20 protein-coding genes are annotated in these 18,808 nt (G+C 67.9%); 14 read left to right on the top strand and 6 right to left on the bottom strand.

The annotated features are described in order from the left end of the window. The first annotated feature begins 50 nt into the window (after positions 1-50). From NHG85_RS14820 to der, 3 genes are read left to right on the top strand one after another with little or no spacing between them, the layout of a single operon-like run. Complete coding sequence (locus NHG85_RS14820; protein ID WP_253333714.1) at positions 51-722, top strand: tetratricopeptide repeat protein; 672 nt, start codon at positions 51-53, stop codon at positions 720-722. Positions 723-778: 56 nt separating this feature from the next. After that, a complete protein-coding gene (locus NHG85_RS14825; protein WP_253333716.1) occupies positions 779-2,083 on the top strand; it encodes a PQQ-like beta-propeller repeat protein in 1,305 nt (434 codons plus the stop codon). 48 nt (positions 2,084-2,131) lie between these two features. Beyond that, positions 2,132-3,583 (top strand): ribosome biogenesis GTPase Der, encoded by a 1,452-nt coding sequence (gene der / locus NHG85_RS14830; RefSeq protein WP_253333718.1) that lies wholly within the window; start codon positions 2,132-2,134, stop codon positions 3,581-3,583. Positions 3,584-3,623: 40 nt separating this feature from the next. Here the strand turns inward: der and NHG85_RS14835 are convergent, their stop codons facing one another. Both NHG85_RS14835 and serS read right to left on the bottom strand, forming a co-directional pair. Beyond that, positions 3,624-4,328 carry a TspO-related membrane protein gene (locus tag NHG85_RS14835; RefSeq protein ID WP_253333720.1) on the bottom strand — a complete coding sequence of 235 codons (705 nt, stop codon included), beginning with the start codon at positions 4,326-4,328 and terminating at the stop codon, positions 3,624-3,626. 67 nt (positions 4,329-4,395) lie between these two features. Then, the gene (gene serS, locus NHG85_RS14840; protein WP_253333751.1) at positions 4,396-5,694 is read right to left on the bottom strand and encodes a serine--tRNA ligase; all 1,299 of its coding nucleotides are present in this window, start codon (positions 5,692-5,694) and stop codon (positions 4,396-4,398) included. Between the two features lie 197 nt (positions 5,695-5,891). Here serS and yajC point away from each other — a divergent pair, with 197 nt between their 5' ends. Genes yajC through NHG85_RS14890 form a run of 10 tightly spaced genes read left to right on the top strand, consistent with a single transcriptional unit; the run spans position 5,892 to position 12,887 of the window. After that, the gene (gene yajC, locus NHG85_RS14845) at positions 5,892-6,176 is read left to right on the top strand and encodes a preprotein translocase subunit YajC (RefSeq protein ID WP_099273603.1); all 285 of its coding nucleotides are present in this window, start codon (positions 5,892-5,894) and stop codon (positions 6,174-6,176) included. A 37-nt stretch (positions 6,177-6,213) separates the two neighbouring features. After that, positions 6,214-7,875, top strand: coding sequence for a protein translocase subunit SecD (gene secD, locus NHG85_RS14850; protein WP_253333722.1), 1,662 nt, complete (start codon positions 6,214-6,216; stop codon positions 7,873-7,875). Position 7,876: 1 nt separating this feature from the next. Continuing rightward, entirely contained in the window at positions 7,877-8,848 is a 972-nt protein-coding gene (gene secF / locus NHG85_RS14855) for a protein translocase subunit SecF (protein ID WP_253333724.1), read from the top strand. Positions 8,849-8,905: 57 nt separating this feature from the next. Beyond that, the gene (locus NHG85_RS14860) at positions 8,906-9,259 is read left to right on the top strand and encodes an Mth938-like domain-containing protein (RefSeq protein ID WP_253333727.1); all 354 of its coding nucleotides are present in this window, start codon (positions 8,906-8,908) and stop codon (positions 9,257-9,259) included. After that, positions 9,256-9,876 carry a heme ABC exporter ATP-binding protein CcmA gene (ccmA, locus tag NHG85_RS14865; RefSeq protein WP_256500440.1) on the top strand — a complete coding sequence of 207 codons (621 nt, stop codon included), beginning with the start codon at positions 9,256-9,258 and terminating at the stop codon, positions 9,874-9,876. Before NHG85_RS14860 ends, ccmA begins: the two co-directional genes overlap by 4 nt. Further along, positions 9,873-10,529, top strand: coding sequence for a heme exporter protein CcmB (ccmB, locus tag NHG85_RS14870; protein WP_253333731.1), 657 nt, complete (start codon positions 9,873-9,875; stop codon positions 10,527-10,529). Before ccmA ends, ccmB begins: the two co-directional genes overlap by 4 nt. A 46-nt stretch (positions 10,530-10,575) precedes the next feature. After that, positions 10,576-11,319, top strand: a complete 744-nt coding sequence (gene ccmC / locus NHG85_RS14875) for a heme ABC transporter permease CcmC (RefSeq protein ID WP_253333733.1) — start codon at positions 10,576-10,578, stop codon at positions 11,317-11,319. Then, positions 11,319-11,462 carry a heme exporter protein CcmD gene (ccmD, locus tag NHG85_RS14880; protein ID WP_253333735.1) on the top strand — a complete coding sequence of 48 codons (144 nt, stop codon included), beginning with the start codon at positions 11,319-11,321 and terminating at the stop codon, positions 11,460-11,462. Before ccmC ends, ccmD begins: the two co-directional genes overlap by 1 nt. Then, positions 11,455-11,991, top strand: coding sequence for a DsbE family thiol:disulfide interchange protein (locus NHG85_RS14885; RefSeq protein WP_253333737.1), 537 nt, complete (start codon positions 11,455-11,457; stop codon positions 11,989-11,991). Before ccmD ends, NHG85_RS14885 begins: the two co-directional genes overlap by 8 nt. 47 nt (positions 11,992-12,038) lie before the next feature. Beyond that, entirely contained in the window at positions 12,039-12,887 is an 849-nt protein-coding gene (locus NHG85_RS14890) for a c-type cytochrome (RefSeq protein ID WP_253333739.1), read from the top strand. 46 nt (positions 12,888-12,933) lie between these two features. Here NHG85_RS14890 and NHG85_RS14895 read toward each other — a convergent pair whose 3' ends face one another. Continuing rightward, complete coding sequence (locus NHG85_RS14895) at positions 12,934-13,266, bottom strand: TM2 domain-containing protein (protein ID WP_253333741.1); 333 nt, start codon at positions 13,264-13,266, stop codon at positions 12,934-12,936. A 155-nt stretch (positions 13,267-13,421) separates the two neighbouring features. Next, a complete protein-coding gene (acnA, locus tag NHG85_RS14900; RefSeq protein ID WP_253333743.1) occupies positions 13,422-16,202 on the bottom strand; it encodes an aconitate hydratase AcnA in 2,781 nt (926 codons plus the stop codon). Positions 16,203-16,432: 230 nt separating this feature from the next. On the opposite strand from acnA, the gene NHG85_RS14905 reads away from it, so the two are divergent. Further along, a complete protein-coding gene (locus tag NHG85_RS14905; RefSeq protein ID WP_253333745.1) occupies positions 16,433-17,116 on the top strand; it encodes a DUF1223 domain-containing protein in 684 nt (227 codons plus the stop codon). On the opposite strand, the gene NHG85_RS14910 is transcribed toward NHG85_RS14905, so the two are convergent. Beyond that, positions 17,113-18,015 (bottom strand): lysophospholipid acyltransferase family protein, encoded by a 903-nt coding sequence (locus tag NHG85_RS14910; RefSeq protein WP_253333747.1) that lies wholly within the window; start codon positions 18,013-18,015, stop codon positions 17,113-17,115. The two genes, NHG85_RS14905 and NHG85_RS14910, sit on opposite strands and share 4 nt — an antisense overlap. A gap of 66 nt (positions 18,016-18,081) precedes the next feature. After that, a partial coding sequence (locus NHG85_RS14915) for a FliG C-terminal domain-containing protein (RefSeq protein WP_253333749.1) occupies positions 18,082-18,808 on the bottom strand: 727 nt, incomplete at its 5' end.

An 18,808-nucleotide genomic window follows, 5' to 3' on the forward strand; every position in this document is an offset into this window, starting at 1 on the left:
TCCGGCGCGGCCGAACACGGCACCAAGGCGCAACCCAAGGGGGACAGGGCGTGAGCAATCCCGACAGCTTCATCGACGAGGTCAGCGAAGAGGTCCGCCGCGAGCGGCTCTACGTCCTTTTGCGGCGCTATGGCTGGATCGGCATCGTTCTCGTGCTGCTGATCGTCGGCGGCGCGGCGGCCTATGAATGGCGCCAGTCGCGGATCGCGGCGGCGGCCCAAGCGCGCGGCGACACGCTCCTCGCGGCACAGGCCGAACCCGAGGCCGAGGCGCGCGTCGCCGCGCTGCAAGAGGTGGTGCAGGCGCAGCCCGGCGCGGTCGTGCCCGCGCTCGTCCTTGCCGCCGAACAGGTGGCCGCGGACGAGGGGGCGGCGGCGGTGGCCACGCTCGATGCGCTGGCCGCGAATGGCGAGGTGCCCGAAATCTACCGCGATCTCGCGGCGCTGAAATCCGTGCTGATCGAGGCGGATCGGACGCCGCAGGACCGGCTGATGGCGCTCGAGGCGCTGTCGGTGCCCGGCGCGCCCTTCCGCATGCTGGCGCTCGAACAGATCGCCCTGATCCGGCTTTCCATGGGCGAGCGGGAGCCCGCGCTCGACCAGCTGCGCGCGATCCTTGAGGATGCCGAATCCTCTGCGGACTTGCGCGACCGCGCGGCAAGCCTGATGGTCGCCCTGGGTGAGACGCCCGAAACCGTGGCCGGGACCCCGGCCACGCAATGACGGACAAGCGGCCGGTACAGGGCGCGAGATAAGACAATCAAAGGCGAGGGGCAGTCATGCGGCGCATCGGAGTGATCGGAGCGGGGGCCCTGGCCCTTCTCGCAGCCTGCAGTGAGCCCGAGGAGCGGCTTCCCGGCAGCCGCATCGGCGTGGCGCTGCCCGGCGGCGCGGCCGTGGAAGGCGGGACGGCGCGGCCGCTCGCGCTCATCGCGCCCGTCACCAATGCCGATTGGCCGCAGCGTGGCGGCGGCGCTGATCGCGACATTGCCCACCCGGCGCTTGGCGCCGATCTGGCGCTCCTGTTTCGCGCCGATCTGGGCGCGGGCGAAACCCGCAAGCTGCGCATCACCGCCGAGCCGGTGGTCGCCGCCGGACGCGTCTTTGCCATGAACACCCTGTCGGGCGTGTCGGCCTTCACCACCGGCGGCGCGCCCCTGTGGCGCCAGAGCCTCGTCCCTGCCGGTGAGCCGGCCGCGGATGCCTCCGGCGGCGGGCTTGCCAGCGACGGCGCGCGGCTTTTCGCGGTGACCGGTTTCGGCGAACTCATCGCCTTCGACGCGGCCAGCGGCGCGCGGCTCTGGACACAGGATCTCGGCGCGCCGGGGGCCGGTGCGCCGGCGGTGGTCGGGGATCTGGTCTATGTCACGGCACGCGACGGCAGCGGGCTTGCCGTCGATGCGCGCACGGGCCGCGTGCGCTGGCGCGTTTCGGGGGTCGAGGATGTCTCGCGCTTCGACGGCGGCGCGGGGCCTTCGGTCAGCGGCGATCTCGCGGTGTTCCCCTTCGCCTCGGGCGAGGTGGCGGGCGTCTTCGCGCAGGGCGGTCGCCCGCGCTGGTCCTCGGTCGTCGCAGGGCGGCGGCCGGGCGAGGCTGCGGCGCTGACCGCGGGGGGCATCACCGCCGATCCGGTGATCGAGGATGGCCGGGTCTATGTCGGCAATGCTTCGGGACGTCTCTCCGCGCTCGATGATTTCAGCGGTGAAACCCTGTGGAGCCTGGCCGATGGCGCGATCGGCCCGGTCGTGCCTGCCGGGGAGTCCCTGTTCCTGCTCAACGATATCGGCCAGCTGCAGCGGGTCGAGGCCGCCACGGGCGCGACCGTCTGGCGGCGCGATCTCCCCCGCAATGAGGCCGGCGGCTTCCTGCGCCGGGCGCGCCCGACCGCGCATTACGGCCCCGTCCTCGCCGGCGGACGCCTGATCGTGGCCTCCTCCGACGGCGTGATCCGGCAGTACGATCCGCGCAGCGGCGGGCTTCTGGGCGAGCTGCCGCTCGAAGGGGGGGCGGCGAGCGCGCCGATCGTGGCGGGCGGCGTGCTTTACGTCGTGACCGCCGATGGTGCGCTTGCCGCTTTCCGTTGACGCGCAATCGGTGTATGGGGCCTGCTTCCGCACGCGAAAGACCCTGAGATGAGTTTCACCCTTGCCATCGTCGGACGGCCCAATGTGGGCAAGTCCACGCTGTTCAACCGCCTTGTCGGGCGCAAGCTGGCGCTGGTGGATGACCAGCCCGGCGTCACCCGTGACCTGCGCGAGGGCCCGGCCAAGCTGGGTCCGCTGCGATTCACCGTGATCGACACCGCCGGCCTCGAGGTCGCCACCGACGAAAGCCTGCAGGGCCGGATGCGGCGGCTGACCGAGCGCGCGGTCGACATGGCCGATGTCTGCCTGTTCATGATCGACGCGCGCGCGGGGGTGCTGCCCGCCGACGAGATCTTTGCCGACATCCTGCGCAAGCGGGCCAAGCATGTGATCCTCGCCGCCAACAAGGCCGAGGGCCGCGCCGGTCAGGGCGGATTGATCGAGGCCTATTCGCTCGGCCTGGGCGAACCGCTGGGGCTTTCGGCCGAGCATGGCGAGGGGATGAGCGAGCTTCTCGCGATGCTGCAGCCGCTGGCAGGCGAGTTCGAAGCCCGGGCCGAGGAAGACGCGCCGGTGATGGACGTCGATGTCGACGAGGAGGGGGAGACCGACGAGGACGCGCCCTTTGCCCCGACCAGGGAAAGGCCTCTGCAGGTCGCCGTGGTGGGCCGCCCCAATGCCGGAAAATCGACGCTGATCAACAAGATCCTCGGCGAAGAGCGGCTGTTGACCGGGCCCGAGGCCGGGATCACCCGCGACGCCATCTCGCTCGCGATCGACTGGAACGGCACGCCGTTTCGGATCTTCGACACTGCCGGCATGCGCAAGCGCGCCAAGGTGCAGGAAAAGCTCGAGAAGATGTCGGTCTCGGACGGGCTGCGCGCGGTCAAGTTCGCCGAAGTCGTGGTGGTGCTGCTCGATGTGGACATCCCTTTCGAACAGCAGGACCTGCGCATCGCCGATCTAGCCGAGCGCGAGGGCCGGGCGGTCGTCATCGCGGTCAACAAATGGGATCTCGAGGACGAGAAGCAGGACAAGCTAAAGTCTTTGAAGGAAAGCTTCGAGCGGCTGCTGCCGCAGCTGCGCGGCGCGCCGCTGATCACCGTTTCGGCCAAGACCGGGCGCGGGCTCGATCGTCTGCATGACGCGATCCTGCGCGCCCACGCGGTCTGGAACACCCGCATTTCGACCGCGCAGCTCAACCGCTGGCTCGTCGGCATGCTGGAGCAGCACCCGCCGCCCGCACCCGGCGGCCGCCGGATCAAGATGCGCTATGCCACGCAGGTCAAGACGCGGCCGCCCGCTTTCGTGGTGATGACCTCCTATCCCGACGCCGTGCCCGAGAGCTATTCCCGCTATCTCGTCAATGGCTTGCGCAACGACTTTGACATGCCGGGCACGCCGATCCGGCTGTTCCTGCGCGATCAGGGCAAGAAGAATCCCTACAAGGACCGCAAGAAGGCGCAGCCCTCGCGGCTTCGCAAGCACCTCAAGGATTGATCTGAAGAGAGCGCTGCAAGGCGCTCTTTTCATTCGTGGATCAGGCAGGCACCCGACGTGCCAGCAGCAGCGCGCCGAGAATCGCCACGAGGCTCGCCAGCGCGACGAGGCCCGGCAGGGTCAGCCCGTTGGCCACAACGATGGCGATGAGCGCCCAAGCCACCGTCAGCCCGTAGGAGGCCGCGCGCGGGCGGCGCGATTGCACCACGAGCGCCAGCAAGGTCGCCAGGATCACGCAAAGGATCGCCCAGCCGGTCTGCCCCATCACGAGGCCATAGCCCGCCGCCGTCGAGCCAAGGCTCACGAAGCTCGCCGCCGAGAGCCAGCCCGCGAAGATGCCCATCGGCACGCGGAACCACCAGACATCGCGCCGGGGTGCTGCGAGAAACGCGCCGATTGCACCTGCCGCCATCAGGAAGATCGTGATCGTCGCCCAGATGGCGCTTGAATTGGCGATCATGAGCCACGGCGTGCCGATGCCGAGCGCGACGAGCAATGGCAGCCGGGCGCGATGCCAGTCCTCGGCATCGGCGCGCTTCCAGACACCGTAAGCGGCGGAGACGAGCAGCCACAGATAGATCAGCCCCCAGATGGAGAAGGCCCAACCCGCGGGCTGCACCGGCGGGTCGATCTGCGGCGCGGGCAACTGATCGGCGGTGAAGCCGGAAAAGGGCGAGGTCAGCAGCGGCGCGGCCGCGAAGCTGACGGAAAGGGCGAGCACGGCCCATGCGATGAGGGTTTTCATGCCCCCATTACGCACCGCGCCGCCCGGCGGTTCAACCGGGCGGCGCAAAATCGACCACACGTGACGTTCAGTCGCGGATCAGCTCGCCCGAAGCCGAAAGCCGGGTGCGACCGCCCAGATAGGGGTGCAGCGCTTCGGGGATCGTCACCGAGCCGTCCTCTTCCTGCCCGTTCTCCAGCACCGCGATGAGCGTCCGGCCCACGGCGAGGCCCGAGCCATTGAGCGTGTGCAGGAACTCGGGCTTGCCGCCGCCCTCGGGGCGGAAGCGGGCGTTCATGCGCCGCGCCTGGTAATCGCCGCAGGTCGAGATCGAGCTGATCTCGCGGTAGCGGTCCTGGCCGGGCAGCCAGACCTCGATGTCATGCGTGCGCCGCGCGCCCGCGCCCATGTCGCCCGCGCACAAGAGCATCGTGCGATAGGGCAGGCCCAGCTTTTCGAGGATCGCCTCGGCGCAGCCGGTCATGCGGGCGTGCTCGGCCTCGGACTGGTCCGGATGAACCACCGAGACCATCTCGACCTTTTCGAACTGATGCTGGCGCAGCATGCCCGACGTGTCGCGCCCGGCGCTGCCCGCCTCGGAGCGGAAGCATTGCGTATCGGCCACGTAACGGCGCGGCAGGTAGCTCTCCTCGACCATGCAATCGGCCACGAGGTTGGTGAGCGTCACCTCCGCCGTGGGGATGAGCCACCAGCCGGTCGTGGTCTGGTAGCTGTCCTCGCCGAACTTCGGCAGCTGGCCGGTGCCATACATGGCCTCTTCCTTGACCAGCACGGGGGTCATGGTCTCGACCAGCCCGTGCTCCTCGACATGGGTGTCGAGCATGAACTGCGCCAGCGCGCGATGCAGGCGGGCGACCCCGCCCGAAAGCACGACGAAGCGCGAACCCGAAAGCTTGGCCGCCACCTCGAAATCCATGCCGCTTTCGACCGCCGGAAGCTGGTAATGCTCCTTCGGCGCATAGTTGAACTGCCGCGGCGTGCCGTGGCGCTTCAGCTCGACATTGTCGTCCTCGTCCTTGCCCGCGGGCACGTCGTCATAAGGCAGGTTCGGGATCGTCAGCAGCAGCTCGTGCAGCGCGGCGTCCTCTGCCTGCGCCTCTTCGTTCAGCCGCGCGATCTCGGCCTTTTTCTCCGCCACCAGCGCGCGCAGACGCTCGAACTCGGCCTCGTCGCCGCGGCCCTTCGCCGCGCCGACCTCCTTGGAGGCGCGGTTCTGCTCGGCCCTGGCGGTCTCGGCGGCGTGGATCTTGGCCCGGCGCGCGTCATCGAGCGCCAGGATACGCGACGACACCCCGGAGATCCCGCGGCGGGCCAGGGCGGCGTCGAAGGCGTCGGGATTGTCGCGGATGGCGCGGATGTCGTGCATTGTCTCGTCCGTCATAAGGGGTTTCACGGCCCGGGGGCCGCGCCCATATGGACCGAAACGCGCCTGCTTGTGAACCGCCAAACCGGCGCCGCATGTCCCCCGGTGGCGCGGTTGCCAATCACCGGACCCGGCAGTAGGGTGCCGCGACTTTTTCAAAGGCGCGAACCCCGCGCCCCCGGCCGACATAAAGGACCGCCATGCAAGGCATCGAATCCCTCATCCCGCTGATCCTGATCTTCGCGATCATGTGGTTCTTCCTGATCCGCCCGCAGCAGAAGAAGCTGAAGGAGCACCAGAAGATGGTGGCGGCGCTGCGCCGCGGCGACCAGGTGATCACCCAGGGCGGCGTGATCGGCAAGGTGGTCAAGGTTCGCGACGACAGCAATGAGATCGAGGTCGAGATCGCCCAGGGCGTCAACGTGCGCGTGGTCCGTTCGACCATCGCCACCGTGACCACCAAGACCGAACCGGCCAAGGCCTGATCCCCCCGATCCGGCCCCGCGCCAGAGGACGAACGATATGATGCACATCCCCACCTGGCGCAGGGTCCTGATCTGGATGGTCTGCCTGGGCGGGCTGATCTTCGCGGCGCCGAACCTGTTCTACGACAGGGTCGAGACCGCGAACGATGCCCGCGCCGTGATCGAGACCGGCATGAGCGACGCTGCGCTCGAAGCCGATGCCGGGCTCTGGCCCGAATGGATGCCCTCGGGCCTCGTGAACCTCGGGCTCGACCTGCGCGGCGGCGCGCATCTTCTGGCCGAGGTGCAGGTCGAGGAGGTCTATGCCGCGCGGATGGAGGCCTTCTGGCCGGAGGTGCGCGACGCGCTCGCCGCCGAGCGCGACACCGTCGGCTTCGTGACCCGCGAGGAGAGCGACGAGGCCGAGCTACGCGTGCGCATCTCCGAGGCCGATCAGGCCGCCGCGGCGCTCGAGATCGTGCGCGGCCTCGCCACCCCGGTGGCAAGCCTTACCGGCGGCGGCGCCAACGACATCGACGTGCGCGCCGAAGGGGCCGAGATCGTCGTCACGCTGAGCGAGGCCGAGCGCGCCGCCACCGACGACCGCACCATCCGCCAGGCGCTCGAAATCGTGCGCCGCCGGATCGACGAGGTCGGCACGCGAGAGCCGACCATCCAGCGCCAGGGCGAGGACCGCATCCTGATCGAAGTGCCGGGCGTGGGCTCGGCCGAGGAGGTCAAGGAGATCATCGGCACCACCGCGCAGCTGACCTTCCAGCCCGTCGTCTCGCGCACCTCCAATGCCAACGAGAACCCGGGCCCCAACAACGAGATCCTGCCTTCGCTCGACGAGCAGGGGGTGTTCTACATCCTCGAGCGTAACCCGGTCGTCTCGGGCGAAGAGCTGGTCGACGCCCAGCCCGCCTTCGACCAGAACGGCCGCCCGGCGGTGAACTTCCGCTTCAATCCGACCGGCGCGCGCGCCTTCGGCGACTACACCGCCGAGAACATCGGCTCGCCCTTTGCCATCGTGCTCGACGAGGAGGTGATCTCCGCCCCCGTGATCCAGAGCCACATTCCCGGCGGCTCGGGCATCATCACCGGCAATTTCACGGTCGAGGAGTCGACGCAGCTCGCCGTTCTGCTGCGCGCGGGCGCGCTGCCCGCCGGGCTGACCTTTCTCGAAGAGCGGACCATCGGGCCGGAACTCGGGGCCGACAGCATCGAGGCGGGCAAGCTTGCCGCCATCGTCGGCGCGATCGCCGTGGTGGTCTTCATGATCATGTCCTACGGGCTGTTCGGCGTCTTCGCCACCGTGGCGCTGACCTTCAACATGGTGCTGATCTTCGCGGTACTCTCGATCCTCGGCGCCACGCTGACGCTGCCGGGCATTGCGGGCATCGTGCTCACCGTCGGCATGGCGGTGGACGCGAACGTGCTGGTCTACGAGCGCATCCGCGAAGAGCTCAAGACCGCGCGCGGCCCGGCCCGCGCCATCGATCTGGGCTATGAAAAGGCGCTCTCCGCCATCCTCGACGGCAACGTGACCACGCTGATCACCGCGCTCATCCTGTTTCTCGTGGGCTCCGGTCCGGTGCGTGGCTTTGCCATCACCCTCGGCCTCGGCATCCTCACCTCGGTCTTCACCGCGATCTTCGTGACGCGGCTCTTGATCGTGATGTGGTTCGAACGCCGCCGCCCCAAAACCATCGAGGTCTGACATGCGGCTGCGCATCGTTCCCGAAAACACCAAGATCGACTTCTTCCGCGCCGCGAAGATCACCTTCGGCGCCTCGATCCTCGCCATGGTGCTCAGCCTCGTGCTGTTCTTCGTCATGGGGCTGAACTTCGGCATCGACTTCAAGGGCGGCACCACGATCCGCACCGAATCCGAAAGCGCCATCGACGTCGCCGCCTACCGCGATGCCATCGCGCCGCTGGAACTGGGCGACGTGGTGATCACCGAGGTCTTCGATCCCTCATTCGGCGATGACAGGAACGTGGCCTCGGTGCGCATCCAGGCGCAGGAGGGGGTCGAGAGCGTCACCGCCGAGACCATCGCCGAGGTCGAGGCCGCGCTGCAGACGGTCGATCCGACGCTGACCTTTCCGAGCGTGGAAAGCGTCGGCCCCAAGGTCTCGGGCGAGCTGATCCAGTCGGCGATCTTCGCCGTGCTGGGCTCTCTCGTCGCGATCCTGTTCTACATCTGGCTGCGCTTCGAATGGCAGTTCGCGGTCGGCGCCATCGCGGCGCTGGTGCATGACGTGACGCTGACCATCGGCATCTTCGCCGCCTTCCAGATCAAGTTCGATCTGGCGATCATCGCCGCGCTGCTGACCATCGTCGGCTATTCGATCAACGACACCGTCGTCGTCTTCGACCGGGCGCGCGAGAACCTGCGCAAGTTCAAGACCATGCCGCTGCGCGACCTTCTGAACCTCTCGGCCAATGAGACGCTGAGCCGCACGGTGATGACCTCGGGCACCACGCTTCTGGCGCTTCTGGCGCTTCTGGTGCTCGGCGGCGACGTGATCCGCGGCTTTGTTTTCGCGATCTTCTGGGGCGTGATCGTCGGGACATATTCCTCGATCTATGTTGCCAAGAACATCGTGCTGATGCTCGGCGTGAAGCGCGACTGGGACAAGAAGGACGACCCCAAGGCGGGGACGCAGTTCGCGAATATCGACGCCTGATCCGGCTGCAGCGTCGGATCTGCGTCTTTGGGGAAAGATGAACAGGGGGGCACGCCCATGCGGCTGACGGAGATCGATTACGACGACTCGATGCCCATAGACGGCTATGGTCCGGGCTTCTTCCGGATCGGCGGCAAGGTGGTCGAAGGGGCGGTGACGCTCGCACCTACCGGGCTCAGGAGCTGGGGCGGCTTCGAGGATCTCGACGCGGTGCTGGCGCTCGCGGGGCGGATCGACGTGCTTTTCGTTGGCACCGGGGCCGAGATCGCCCATGCGCCGCGCGCCTTCCGCGACAGGCTCGAGGCCGAGGGCATTGGCGTGGAGGCCATGGCCACCCCCGCCGCCTGCCGCACCTACAACGTGCTTTTGTCGGAAGGGCGGCGCGTCGCGGTCGCGCTGCTGCCGGTCTGACCGACCTTGCCGTCAGCGATCTTGGCGTCGAGCGCGGCGGCATGCCGGTGCTCACCGGCGTGTCGTTCCGGCTCGCGCCGGGGCAGGGGCTGGTGCTGCGCGGCGCCAATGGCATCGGCAAGACGACGCTGCTGCGCACCATCGCAGGCCTTCAGCCGCCTTTGTCCGGCACGATACAAGGCGCGGGCGAGCGGGCGGGCTACGCCTCCCATGCCGACGGCATCAAACCCGCGCTGACCGTCGCCGAAACCCTGCAATTCTGGGCCGATCTCTATCGGGCCGAGCTGCCAGAGGATGTGTTCGAACTGTTCGATCTCACCGATCTGCGCGATCGCTCCGCCGGCACGCTCTCGGCCGGGCAGGGGCGCAGGCTGGGCCTCGCCCGGCTCGCCGTGATCGGGCGCGAGGTGCTGCTGCTCGACGAGCCGACCGTGTCGCTCGACGCCTTTTCCGTGAAGCGCTTCGCGAGTTTTCTGCGCGAGCGCCATCTCGCGCGTGGCGGCATCGCGGTGATCGCCACCCATATCGACCTCGGGCTCGATCTGCCCACGCTCGATCTCACCCCCTACCGCGCCGCGCATGACGCGGCGGGTGGATCGGACGAGGCGTTCTTGTGAGGGCATTGCTCGCGCGCGACCTGCGTCTCGCCGTGCGCGCGGGCGGCGGCTTCGGGCTGGGGCTGGCCTTCTTCCTCATCGTCGTGGTGCTGGTGCCCTTCGGCGTCGGGCCCGAGGCCGCGATCCTCGCGCGGATCGCGCCGGGCATCCTGTGGGTCGCGGCGCTCCTGGCGGCGCTCCTCTCGCTCGACCGCATCTTCGCACTCGATCACGAGGACGGCTCCCTGCCGCTTCTGGCCACCGCGCCTCTGCCGCTGGAGATGCTGGCGCTGGCCAAGGCGGCGGCGCATTGGCTCACCACCGGTCTGCCGCTCGTCGTCGCGGCGCCGGTGCTGGGCGTGCTGCTGCATCTTCCGGGGCAGGCGATGCCTTGGCTTCTTGTTTCGCTCGCGCTCGGCACGCCGGCGCTGTCGCTGATCGGCACCTTCGGTGCGGCGCTGACCGTGGGGTTGCGGCGCGGCGGGCTGCTCTTGTCGCTCATCGTGCTGCCGCTCTACGTGCCGGTGCTCATCTTCGGCGCCGAAGCCGCAAGACGCGGGGCCGAGGGGGTGCCCGCGCAGACGCCTTTGCTGCTGCTTGCCGGGATCGGGCTGGGCTGCGCCGCGCTGCTGCCATTTGCCACGGCCGCGGCGCTCCGGGTCACGCTGCGGTGACGCGACCGGGCATTGAGCCGCCGCGCGGCACGGGATAGGAAAAGCCATGTCGATCTGGTCCTACGCCAATCCGAGGAAGTTCCTCGACACGACCGCGCCCTGGGTGCCGTGGCTCATGTGGCTCTCGGCCGCCGTGCTTGCGGTGGGCCTCGTCTGGGGCTTTTTCTTCACGCCCGAGGCCGAGCGTTTCGGCTCCTCGGTGAAGATCATCTACCTGCACGTCCCCTCGGCGCTGATGGCGATCAACGCCTGGCTGATGATGCTCGTGGCCTCTCTGATCTGGCTGATCCGCCGCCACCATGTCTCGGCCCTCGCGGCCCGCGCGGCGGCGCCGGTCGGCATGGTGATGACGCTGATCGCGCTCGTCACCGGGGCGATCTGGGGCCAGCCGATGTGGGGCACCTGGTGGGCCTGGGATCCGCGACTGACCGCCTTCCTGATCCTGTTCCTGTTCTACCTCGGCTACATCGCCCTTTGGGCCGCGATCCCCGATCCCGACAGCGCCGCCGATCTGACCTCGGTGCTCTGTCTCGTCGGCTCGGTCTTCGCGATCCTGTCGCGCTACGCCGTGAACTTCTGGAACCAGGGGCTGCATCAGGGCGCGTCGCTCTCGCTCGACAGCCAAGAGAACGTGGCCGACGTATTCTGGCTGCCGCTTCTCGTCTGCATGGCGGGCTTCGTGTTGCTATTCTTCGCTCTCGTGCTGTTGCGCACCGGGACGGAGATCCGTGCCCGTCGCATCAGCGCCCTGCGCGCCCGCGCGCGGCGCGCCGAGCCGGTGAGAGCATGATGGATCTGGGCAAATATGCTTTCGAGGTGATCTCGGCCTGGGGCATCAGCCTCGCCGCTCTCGCGGCGCTGGTGTGGTGGAGCCTCCGGCGCGACCGCCGCGTCCGGGCCGAGCTGGAAAGGACCGAACGCGACCATGGCTAGGGTTTCGCCGCTCATCATCCTGCCGCCCGCGATCTTCGCGGCCCTCGCCGGGCTCTTCGCCGCCGGCATGCTGCGCGACAACCCCGATGAGCTGCCCTCGGCGTTGATCGGGCGCGAGGCGCCTTTGACCGAAACCGGCACGCTGCCGGGGCGCACGCCCTTCGACCCCGCCGTGCTCGCCGATGGCAAGGTGAAGCTGGTCAATTTCTGGGCCAGCTGGTGCGCGCCCTGCCGGGTCGAGCATCCGAATTTCGAGGCATTGGCCCAGGAGGGCCTGCCGATCTACGGCATCAACTACAAGGATGACCCGGACAACGCCGGGGCGTTCCTCGACGAGCTGGGCGATCCCTATACCGCCATTGGCACCGATGACGGCCGGGTCGCGCGCGACTGGGGGGTCTATGGCGTGCCCGAAACCTTTGTGGTCGATGGCGAAGGGCGAATCATCGAGCGCATGGCCGGGCCGGTGACCCAGCGGGCCATAACCGCACGCCTGCGTCCGGCGCTCGACGAAGCTGCTGCTAGGTAAAGTAACGCTGGCGTGATATTCTCCCCGCCGCTGATGGGGAGGTTTTCATGAAGTATCTGGTTTTGATCGGTTCCGCCCTTGCTCTGGGGGCCACCGCGGCCCAGGCGGAGCCTTCGCTCGAACGCGGCACATATCTGGTCGAGGGACCCGCCGCCTGCGGCAATTGCCACAGCCCCATGGGCCCCGAGGGGCCGGTGCCCGACATGCATCTCGCGGGCCGGTTGGTCGAGGAGTCGCAGGCGTTCACCGCCATCGCGCCCAATATCACCCCCGCCGCCCGCGTCGCCGACTGGTCCGATGCGGAGCTGGCGCGCGCCATCCGCGATGGGCTGCGGCCCGATGGCAGCCTGATCGGGCCGCCCATGCCGATCCCGCTCTATCGCGGGCTGTCGCATGACGATGTGATGAGCATGGTGATCTATCTGCGCCAGATCCCCGCGGTCGAAAACGATCCCGGCGAGAGCGTCTACAACATTCCGTTGCCACCCGCCTACGGCCCGCCGGTCGAAAGCGTCAGCGCGCCCGCGCGCGGCCCGAACGCCGAATACGGCGCCTATCTCGCCGGGCCGGTGGCGCATTGCATCGAGTGCCACTCGCCGATGGGGCCGCAAGGTCCGATGAGCGACACCCATACCGGGGCCGGGGGCTTCGAGTTCCACGGGCCCTGGGGCACGGTGATCTCGTCCAACATCACCTCGGGCGAGGACGGGATCGCGGAGTATTCCGACGACGAGCTGAAGGCGATGATCACCAAGGGCCAGCGCCCCGACGGTGAGGCCATGTCGCCGCCCATGCCCTATGCCAACTTCGCCAAGATGACGACGGAGGATCTCGACGCGGTCGTCGCCTATATGCGTGAGCTGCCGCCCTTGCCATCAGATGGTAGCCTCGAATGATCGAACGGAACGAAATAGCGGATTTCGTTCCGTATTAAGGCCTCTGTCAGGCGTTGGCTTCGGGAAGCATCGCTGTGCTGAGCCGCGAGCGAAGGGATGCACTATCGCGGGCGACCATGCCGGGGATCAGGAACAGATCCACGAGCCACCAGATGCCCACGGCAATCAGAAGCAGATAGCCGACAATGAAGATGGCTGTGAGCCAGCCAAGTATGAAAAGGAGCAGCATGGCGACGCCACTGGCCGTTCGGCCGAGATAGAACCGGTGAGCACCAAGGCCGCCCAAGAAAATGAGCAGCAGATAGGCTACGCCTACGCTCTTTGACTGATTGGTGACCTGCTGTTCGAGAAGGATCTGTTGCTGGGTGCTGAGTGCCATATGTCGGTCCTATTGGTGTTCACCGGTTCGTGATCCGGCGTGACAACCATAGGGTTTGCCGTATCAACCAGAAAGTTCATTCTGCAAAAGCACATAAAAAAACCGCCCCGGAGATCCTCCGGGGCGGTTCTGGGTTCAGACGGTTGATCGGTGGATCAGGCGGCCGATTGGGCGAGGTTGCGCAGCACGTAATGCAGCACGCCGCCGTTTTTGATGTAGTCGATCTCCACCGCCGTATCGATCCGGCAGCGCAGCGTGACCTCCTTGGTCGAACCGTCGGCCATGGTGATCGTCGCGGTGACCTCCTGCAGCGGCTTGACGTCCGAGAGGCCCTTGATCGAGACGCTCTCCTCGCCGGTGAGGCCCAGCGACTTGCGCGTGTCGCCGCCGGTGAACTCGAACGGGATCACACCCATGCCGACGAGGTTCGAGCGGTGGATGCGCTCGAAGTTCTCGGCGATGACTGCCTTCACGCCCAGAAGGGCGGTGCCCTTCGCGGCCCAGTCGCGCGAGGAGCCCGCGCCGTACTGCTCGCCGCCGAAGATGACGAGCGGCTTGCCTTGCTCCTGCCAGGCCATTGCGGCGTCGTAGATCGCCATCTGGCTGCCGTCGGGGCCCTTGGTGTAGCCGCCCTCGACGCCATCGAGCATCTCGTTGCGGATGCGGATGTTGGCGAAGGTGCCGCGCATCATCACCTCGTGGTTGCCGCGGCGGCTGCCATAGGAGTTGAACTCGCGCACCGGCACCTGACGCTCGACCAGGTACTTGCCGGCCGGGGTGGTCTCCTTGAAGGAACCGGCGGGCGAGATGTGGTCGGTTGTCACCATGTCGCCGAGGATCGCCAGCACGCGGGCATCCTCGATGTCGTGGATTTCGCCCGGCTCCTTGGACATGTTCTGGAAGTAGGGCGGGTTCTGGACATAGGTCGACTGCGGCGGCCAGTTGTAGGTCTCGCTGTCGACGGTCTCGACCGCCTGCCACTTCTCGTCGCCCTTGAAGACATCGGCATACTTCGACTGGAACGCCTCGCGGGTCACGGTCTTCTGCACCAGCTCGGCGATCTCGGCCTGGCTCGGCCAGATGTCCTTGAGGTAGACGTCCTTGCCGTTCTTGTCCTTGCCCAGCGGCTCGCGGGTGATGTCGACATTCATGTCGCCCACCAGCGCATAGGCCACCACGAGCGGCGGCGAGGCGAGGTAGTTGGCGCGCACGTCGGGCGAGATCCGGCCCTCGAAGTTGCGGTTGCCCGAGAGCACCGAGGTCGCGATCAGGTCGTTCTCGTTGATCGCCTTCGAGATTTCGGCCTCGAGCGGACCCGAGTTGCCGATGCAGGTGGTGCAGCCATAGCCCACGAGGTTGAAGCCGATCGCATCGAGATCCTCCTGCAGGCCCGCGGCCTCGAGGTAATGCGACACGACCTGAGAGCCCGGCGCCAGAGAGGTCTTGACCCAGGGCTTGCGGTCGAGGCCCAGCTCGCGCGCCTTGCGGGCGACGAGACCGGCACCGATCATCACATAGGGGTTCGAGGTGTTGGTGCAGGAGGTGATCGAGGCGATCACGATCGAGCCGTCATGCAGCTGGTAATGGCCGTTCTCGGTCTCGACGAAGCCGCGCTTGTGGTGGCCCTCGTCACCGGGAATGTCGACCGGCTCGGGCTGACCGCCTTCGCCTTCCCAGCGGATTTCGGAGTTGGCCGAGGTGTCCTTGCCCTCGCGCTGGCCCTTCACATATTCGGAGAAGGCCGAACCCGCAACGTCGAGCGCGATGTGGTCCTGCGGGCGCTTGGGGCCCGAGATGGCGGGAACGACGGTGCCCATGTCGAGCTCGAGCGTGTCGGTGTAGACCGGCTCGTAGCCCGGATCGCGCCACATGCCGTTTTCCTTGGCATAGGCCTCGACCAGCGCGATGCGGTCCTTGTCGCGGCCGGTCTGCTCCATGTAGCGCAGCGTTTCGGCGTCGATCGGGAAGAAGCCGCAGGTGGCGCCGTATTCGGGTGCCATGTTGCCAATCGTGGCACGGTCGGCGAGCGGCACGTTGTCGAGGCCGTCGCCGTAGAATTCGACGAACTTGCCCACGACGCCTTTCTCGCGGAGCATCTGCACGACGCGCAGCACGAGGTCGGTGGCGGTGGTGCCCTCGACCATCTTGCCGGTCAGCTTGAAGCCCACGACCTCGGGGATCAGCATCGAGATCGGCTGGCCGAGCATCGCGGCCTCGGCCTCGATGCCGCCCACGCCCCAGCCTAGCACGGCCGCGCCGTTGACCATGGTGGTGTGGCTGTCGGTGCCGACGAGCGTGTCGGGATAGGCCACTTCCTCACCGTTCTGGTCGGTGTCGGACCAGACCACCTGCGCGAGGTATTCGAGGTTCACCTGGTGGCAGATGCCGGTGCCCGGCGGCACGACGCGGAAATTCTGGAACGCCTTCTGGCCCCATTTCAGGAACTGGTAGCGCTCGATGTTGCGCTCGTATTCGCGGTCCACGTTCATCTGGAACGCGCGCGGGTTGCCGAACTCGTCGATCATCACCGAGTGATCGATCACGAGGTCGACGGGGTTGAGCGGGTTGATCAGCTGCGCGTCACCGCCCAGCGCCTTGATGCCGTCGCGCATCGCGGCGAGATCGACCACCGCCGGAACACCGGTGAAGTCCTGCATCAGCACACGGGCCGGGCGATAGGCGATCTCGCGGGGGTTCTTGCCGCCATTGGCGCCCCATTCGGCAAAAGCCTTGATGTCGTCCGTGGAGACGGAGAAGCCGCCGTCCTCGAAGCGCAGCAGGTTCTCCAGAACCACCTTGAGCGCGGCGGGCAGGCGGCCGAAATCGCCCAAACCCGCCTCGGTGGCGGCGGGGATCGAGTAATACGACAGGCTCTGCGACCCGACCGTGAGCTTCCGGCGGGTCTTGGCGCTGTCCTGGCCAACTTGAATCGGCATGAAGTGTCCCTTCTGGCTGCGAGCTGTGGGTCTGGCCCCGGTTCTGCCGCAAGGGCAGCAGGCGATCAAGGCCGTTGCCCGCTATGTATACAACGGCACACAAATGTCCAGATGCCGTCGCGCCCCTCGGGTCGCGCACGCTGCTCTCGCGGCGGGTTGATTGGTGTTGCAGCACCGATCAGCTTAGACCGGTGGGAGAATTCCGGCGGAGAGATCGAATGCGCAAATTCATGGCGGCACTGAGCATGGCGGGCTGGCTCGCCTCTGGCCCGGCGCTGGCCGACTCTCCGGTGGTGGTCGAACTCTTCACCTCGCAGGGCTGTTCCAGCTGCCCGCCCGCCGATGAAATGGTGCGCGATCTGGCCGGACGCGAGGAGGTGATCGCGCTCGGACTGCATGTCGATTACTGGGATTACATCGGCTGGGCCGACATCTTCGCGCAGCCCGAGTTCACCAAGCGGCAGAAGAGCTATGCCGCCGCGGCGGGCGAGCGCATGGTCTATACGCCGCAATTCGTCGTGGGCGGGGTTGAGCGTATCGTCGGCGCCAAGCCGATGAAGGTGATGGATGCGGTGCTCGACCGCGCCGAGGCGCCCGCCCGGGTCGAATTGTCGGTCGCGCGCGAGGGCGAGACGCTGCGAATCGCCGCGCGGCGGCTCGACGGGCGGCCGGTCCCCTTGCTGGTGCAACTCGTGCGCTACAGGCCGCAGGCCAGCGTGGCGATCGAGCGCGGCGAGAATGCGGGGCACGAGCTGCACTACGCCAATATCGTCACCTCGTGGAGCCTGCTGCTGCGCTGGAACGGGTCCGAGGAGCTGGAGGTGACCGCGCCCGTCGAGGGTGCGCTGCCGGGGGCGGTGATCGTGCAGGAGGAAGGGCCGGGTGCGATCCTTGCCGCGGCCCGGATGCCCTAGGTCTCGGACCGGGGCCGGTTGGCCTTCCAACGGTTGTGCACCCAGAACCACTGGCCCGGATCGCGCAGGACATGCGCCTCCAGCCGCCGTGTCGCCTCGCGCATCATCTCCAGCGGCTCGTCGGGCGGGATCGGCGCCTCCAGGGCGATGTCGAAGCCGATGCCGTCGGGGCGGCGGATGCCGAAATAGGGCACGAGCGGCGCGTCGAAGCGCAGCGCCAGCTCGGCGGCGGTGAGGGCGGTGCGCGCCGGGCGCCCCAGAAAGTCGATCATGCTGCCGCCCTGGTCGTGCAGGTCGAACAGGATCGTCGCCATGCCGCCCGACTTCAGGTGTCGCAGAAAGCCGGTGAGGCCGCGCCGCCCCTTGGCGAAGACCGGGCCCGAGACGCCTTGCATCGTGGCGGCGTAGTGATCGTTGACGAAGCCGTTGGACATCGGGCGATAGAGGCCGCCGATCTCGTAGCCCATGCGCGAAAGCACCCGGCGCGGGGCTTCGTGATTGCCGAAATGGCCCGTCACGAAGAGAACCGGCCGGCGGTCCGCGCGGGCGCGGGCGATGGTGTCGAGTCCTTCGTCCTGCGCAAGCGTGCCTGGCAGGACGCGGGCGAATTCCTCGCCCGAATAATTCTCGATCAGGGTGCGCCCGAGGTTGTCGCACACGTCCCGGGACAGGGCGGCACGGCGCGGGGCCGAAATCTCGGGCCAGATCAGGCCGAGATTCCGCTCGGCCCGGCGGCGATAGCCGGCGAGCGGGCCGAGCGCATGGGCGGTCAGCCGGCCCATCGCCGCGACCCGCCGCTCATAGGGCAGCCGCCGCGCGGCGCCGATCGCGCCGCGCAGGGCAAGGTCCACCATCCGGTCCCCCGTGCCGCGCCCGGCGGTGACGTGGTCATCTGCCATGGTCTTTCCCTGTCAGTCCTGCTTCGGCCATAAGTCGCGGGACGTCGAAAGCCAAGCCGGGCAGGCTCAGCTCTCGTCGTCCTCCTGCGGCGAAACAAGGGTGATGTCGCCCTCATCGGCGGCGGCGCGAATCGCGGTGACCACCTCGCTCATCGCGGTCTCGCCTTCCAGCCGGCGCACCGTGCCCCGTTCGGCGATCTCGTCGCGCAGGCCCTGGGCCATGCGCTGCGAGATGTTGTCGAGCAGGTGGTTCGCCGCCGCTTCATCGCCGCCGCCCGTGGCCTGCGCCGCCGCGAGCGCGGTGATCAGCACCGGCTGTTCGATCCGGCGCAGAACGGCGGGTGCGTCGCTCGGGGCAAGGCGCATGGGAATGTCGGCGAAGGTGAAGATGGCGCGGCGCACGTCGGCGGCGAAATCTGGGTCTTCGGCCTCGAGCCCGTCGAGCACCGCCTCGCGCGTAGCGCTGCCGCTGGAATTGAGGATCTCGCCAAGCCGGTCGGGGGCCGGGTTGACAAAGGCCTTGGGCACCTCCTGGCAATGCTCTGCGGCGAGCGCGGCACCGATCCGCTCCACCGCGTCGGGCGCGATGGCGCGGGTTTGCGACATCGCATGGGTGATCCGGCGCGCCCGTTCCCCGGACAGGAGCCCCAGAAGCTCGGCCGCCTTGGCCACCGGCAGCTTCGACAGGGTCACCGCCGCGATCTCGGCGCATTCGTTGCTCATCAGCGGCACCAGCGCCGGGCAGGGCAGCGCGGTCAGCCGGGCCCACGGATCGTCGCCGCGCGGCGGCCCC

This window comes from Limimaricola litoreus (assembly GCF_024159025.1).
In the GTDB taxonomy this organism is placed as follows: Bacteria; Pseudomonadota; Alphaproteobacteria; order Rhodobacterales; family Rhodobacteraceae; genus Limimaricola; species Limimaricola litoreus.

Excerpts from the sequence above, each read along its gene's own strand:
- der (WP_253333718.1), top strand. The coding sequence starts at position 2,132 with ATGAGTTTCACCCTTGCCATCGTCGGACGGCCCAATGTGGGCAAGTCC.
- yajC (WP_099273603.1), top strand. The coding sequence starts at position 5,892 with ATGCAAGGCATCGAATCCCTCATCCCGCTGATCCTGATCTTCGCGATC.
- secD (WP_253333722.1), top strand. The coding sequence starts at position 6,214 with ATGATGCACATCCCCACCTGGCGCAGGGTCCTGATCTGGATGGTCTGC.
- NHG85_RS14890 (WP_253333739.1), top strand. The coding sequence starts at position 12,039 with ATGAAGTATCTGGTTTTGATCGGTTCCGCCCTTGCTCTGGGGGCCACC.
- NHG85_RS14835 (WP_253333720.1), bottom strand. The coding sequence starts at position 4,328 with ATGAAAACCCTCATCGCATGGGCCGTGCTCGCCCTTTCCGTCAGCTTC.
- secF (WP_253333724.1), top strand. The coding sequence starts at position 7,877 with ATGCGGCTGCGCATCGTTCCCGAAAACACCAAGATCGACTTCTTCCGC.
- acnA (WP_253333743.1), bottom strand. The coding sequence starts at position 16,202 with ATGCCGATTCAAGTTGGCCAGGACAGCGCCAAGACCCGCCGGAAGCTC.
- NHG85_RS14825 (WP_253333716.1), top strand. The coding sequence starts at position 779 with ATGCGGCGCATCGGAGTGATCGGAGCGGGGGCCCTGGCCCTTCTCGCA.
- NHG85_RS14905 (WP_253333745.1), top strand. The coding sequence starts at position 16,433 with ATGGCGGCACTGAGCATGGCGGGCTGGCTCGCCTCTGGCCCGGCGCTG.
- NHG85_RS14885 (WP_253333737.1), top strand. The coding sequence starts at position 11,455 with ATGGCTAGGGTTTCGCCGCTCATCATCCTGCCGCCCGCGATCTTCGCG.
- serS (WP_253333751.1), bottom strand. The coding sequence starts at position 5,694 with ATGCACGACATCCGCGCCATCCGCGACAATCCCGACGCCTTCGACGCC.
- NHG85_RS14860 (WP_253333727.1), top strand. The coding sequence starts at position 8,906 with ATGCGGCTGACGGAGATCGATTACGACGACTCGATGCCCATAGACGGC.
- ccmC (WP_253333733.1), top strand. The coding sequence starts at position 10,576 with ATGTCGATCTGGTCCTACGCCAATCCGAGGAAGTTCCTCGACACGACC.
- NHG85_RS14910 (WP_253333747.1), bottom strand. The coding sequence starts at position 18,015 with ATGGCAGATGACCACGTCACCGCCGGGCGCGGCACGGGGGACCGGATG.
- ccmD (WP_253333735.1), top strand. The coding sequence starts at position 11,319 with ATGGATCTGGGCAAATATGCTTTCGAGGTGATCTCGGCCTGGGGCATC.
- NHG85_RS14895 (WP_253333741.1), bottom strand. The coding sequence starts at position 13,266 with ATGGCACTCAGCACCCAGCAACAGATCCTTCTCGAACAGCAGGTCACC.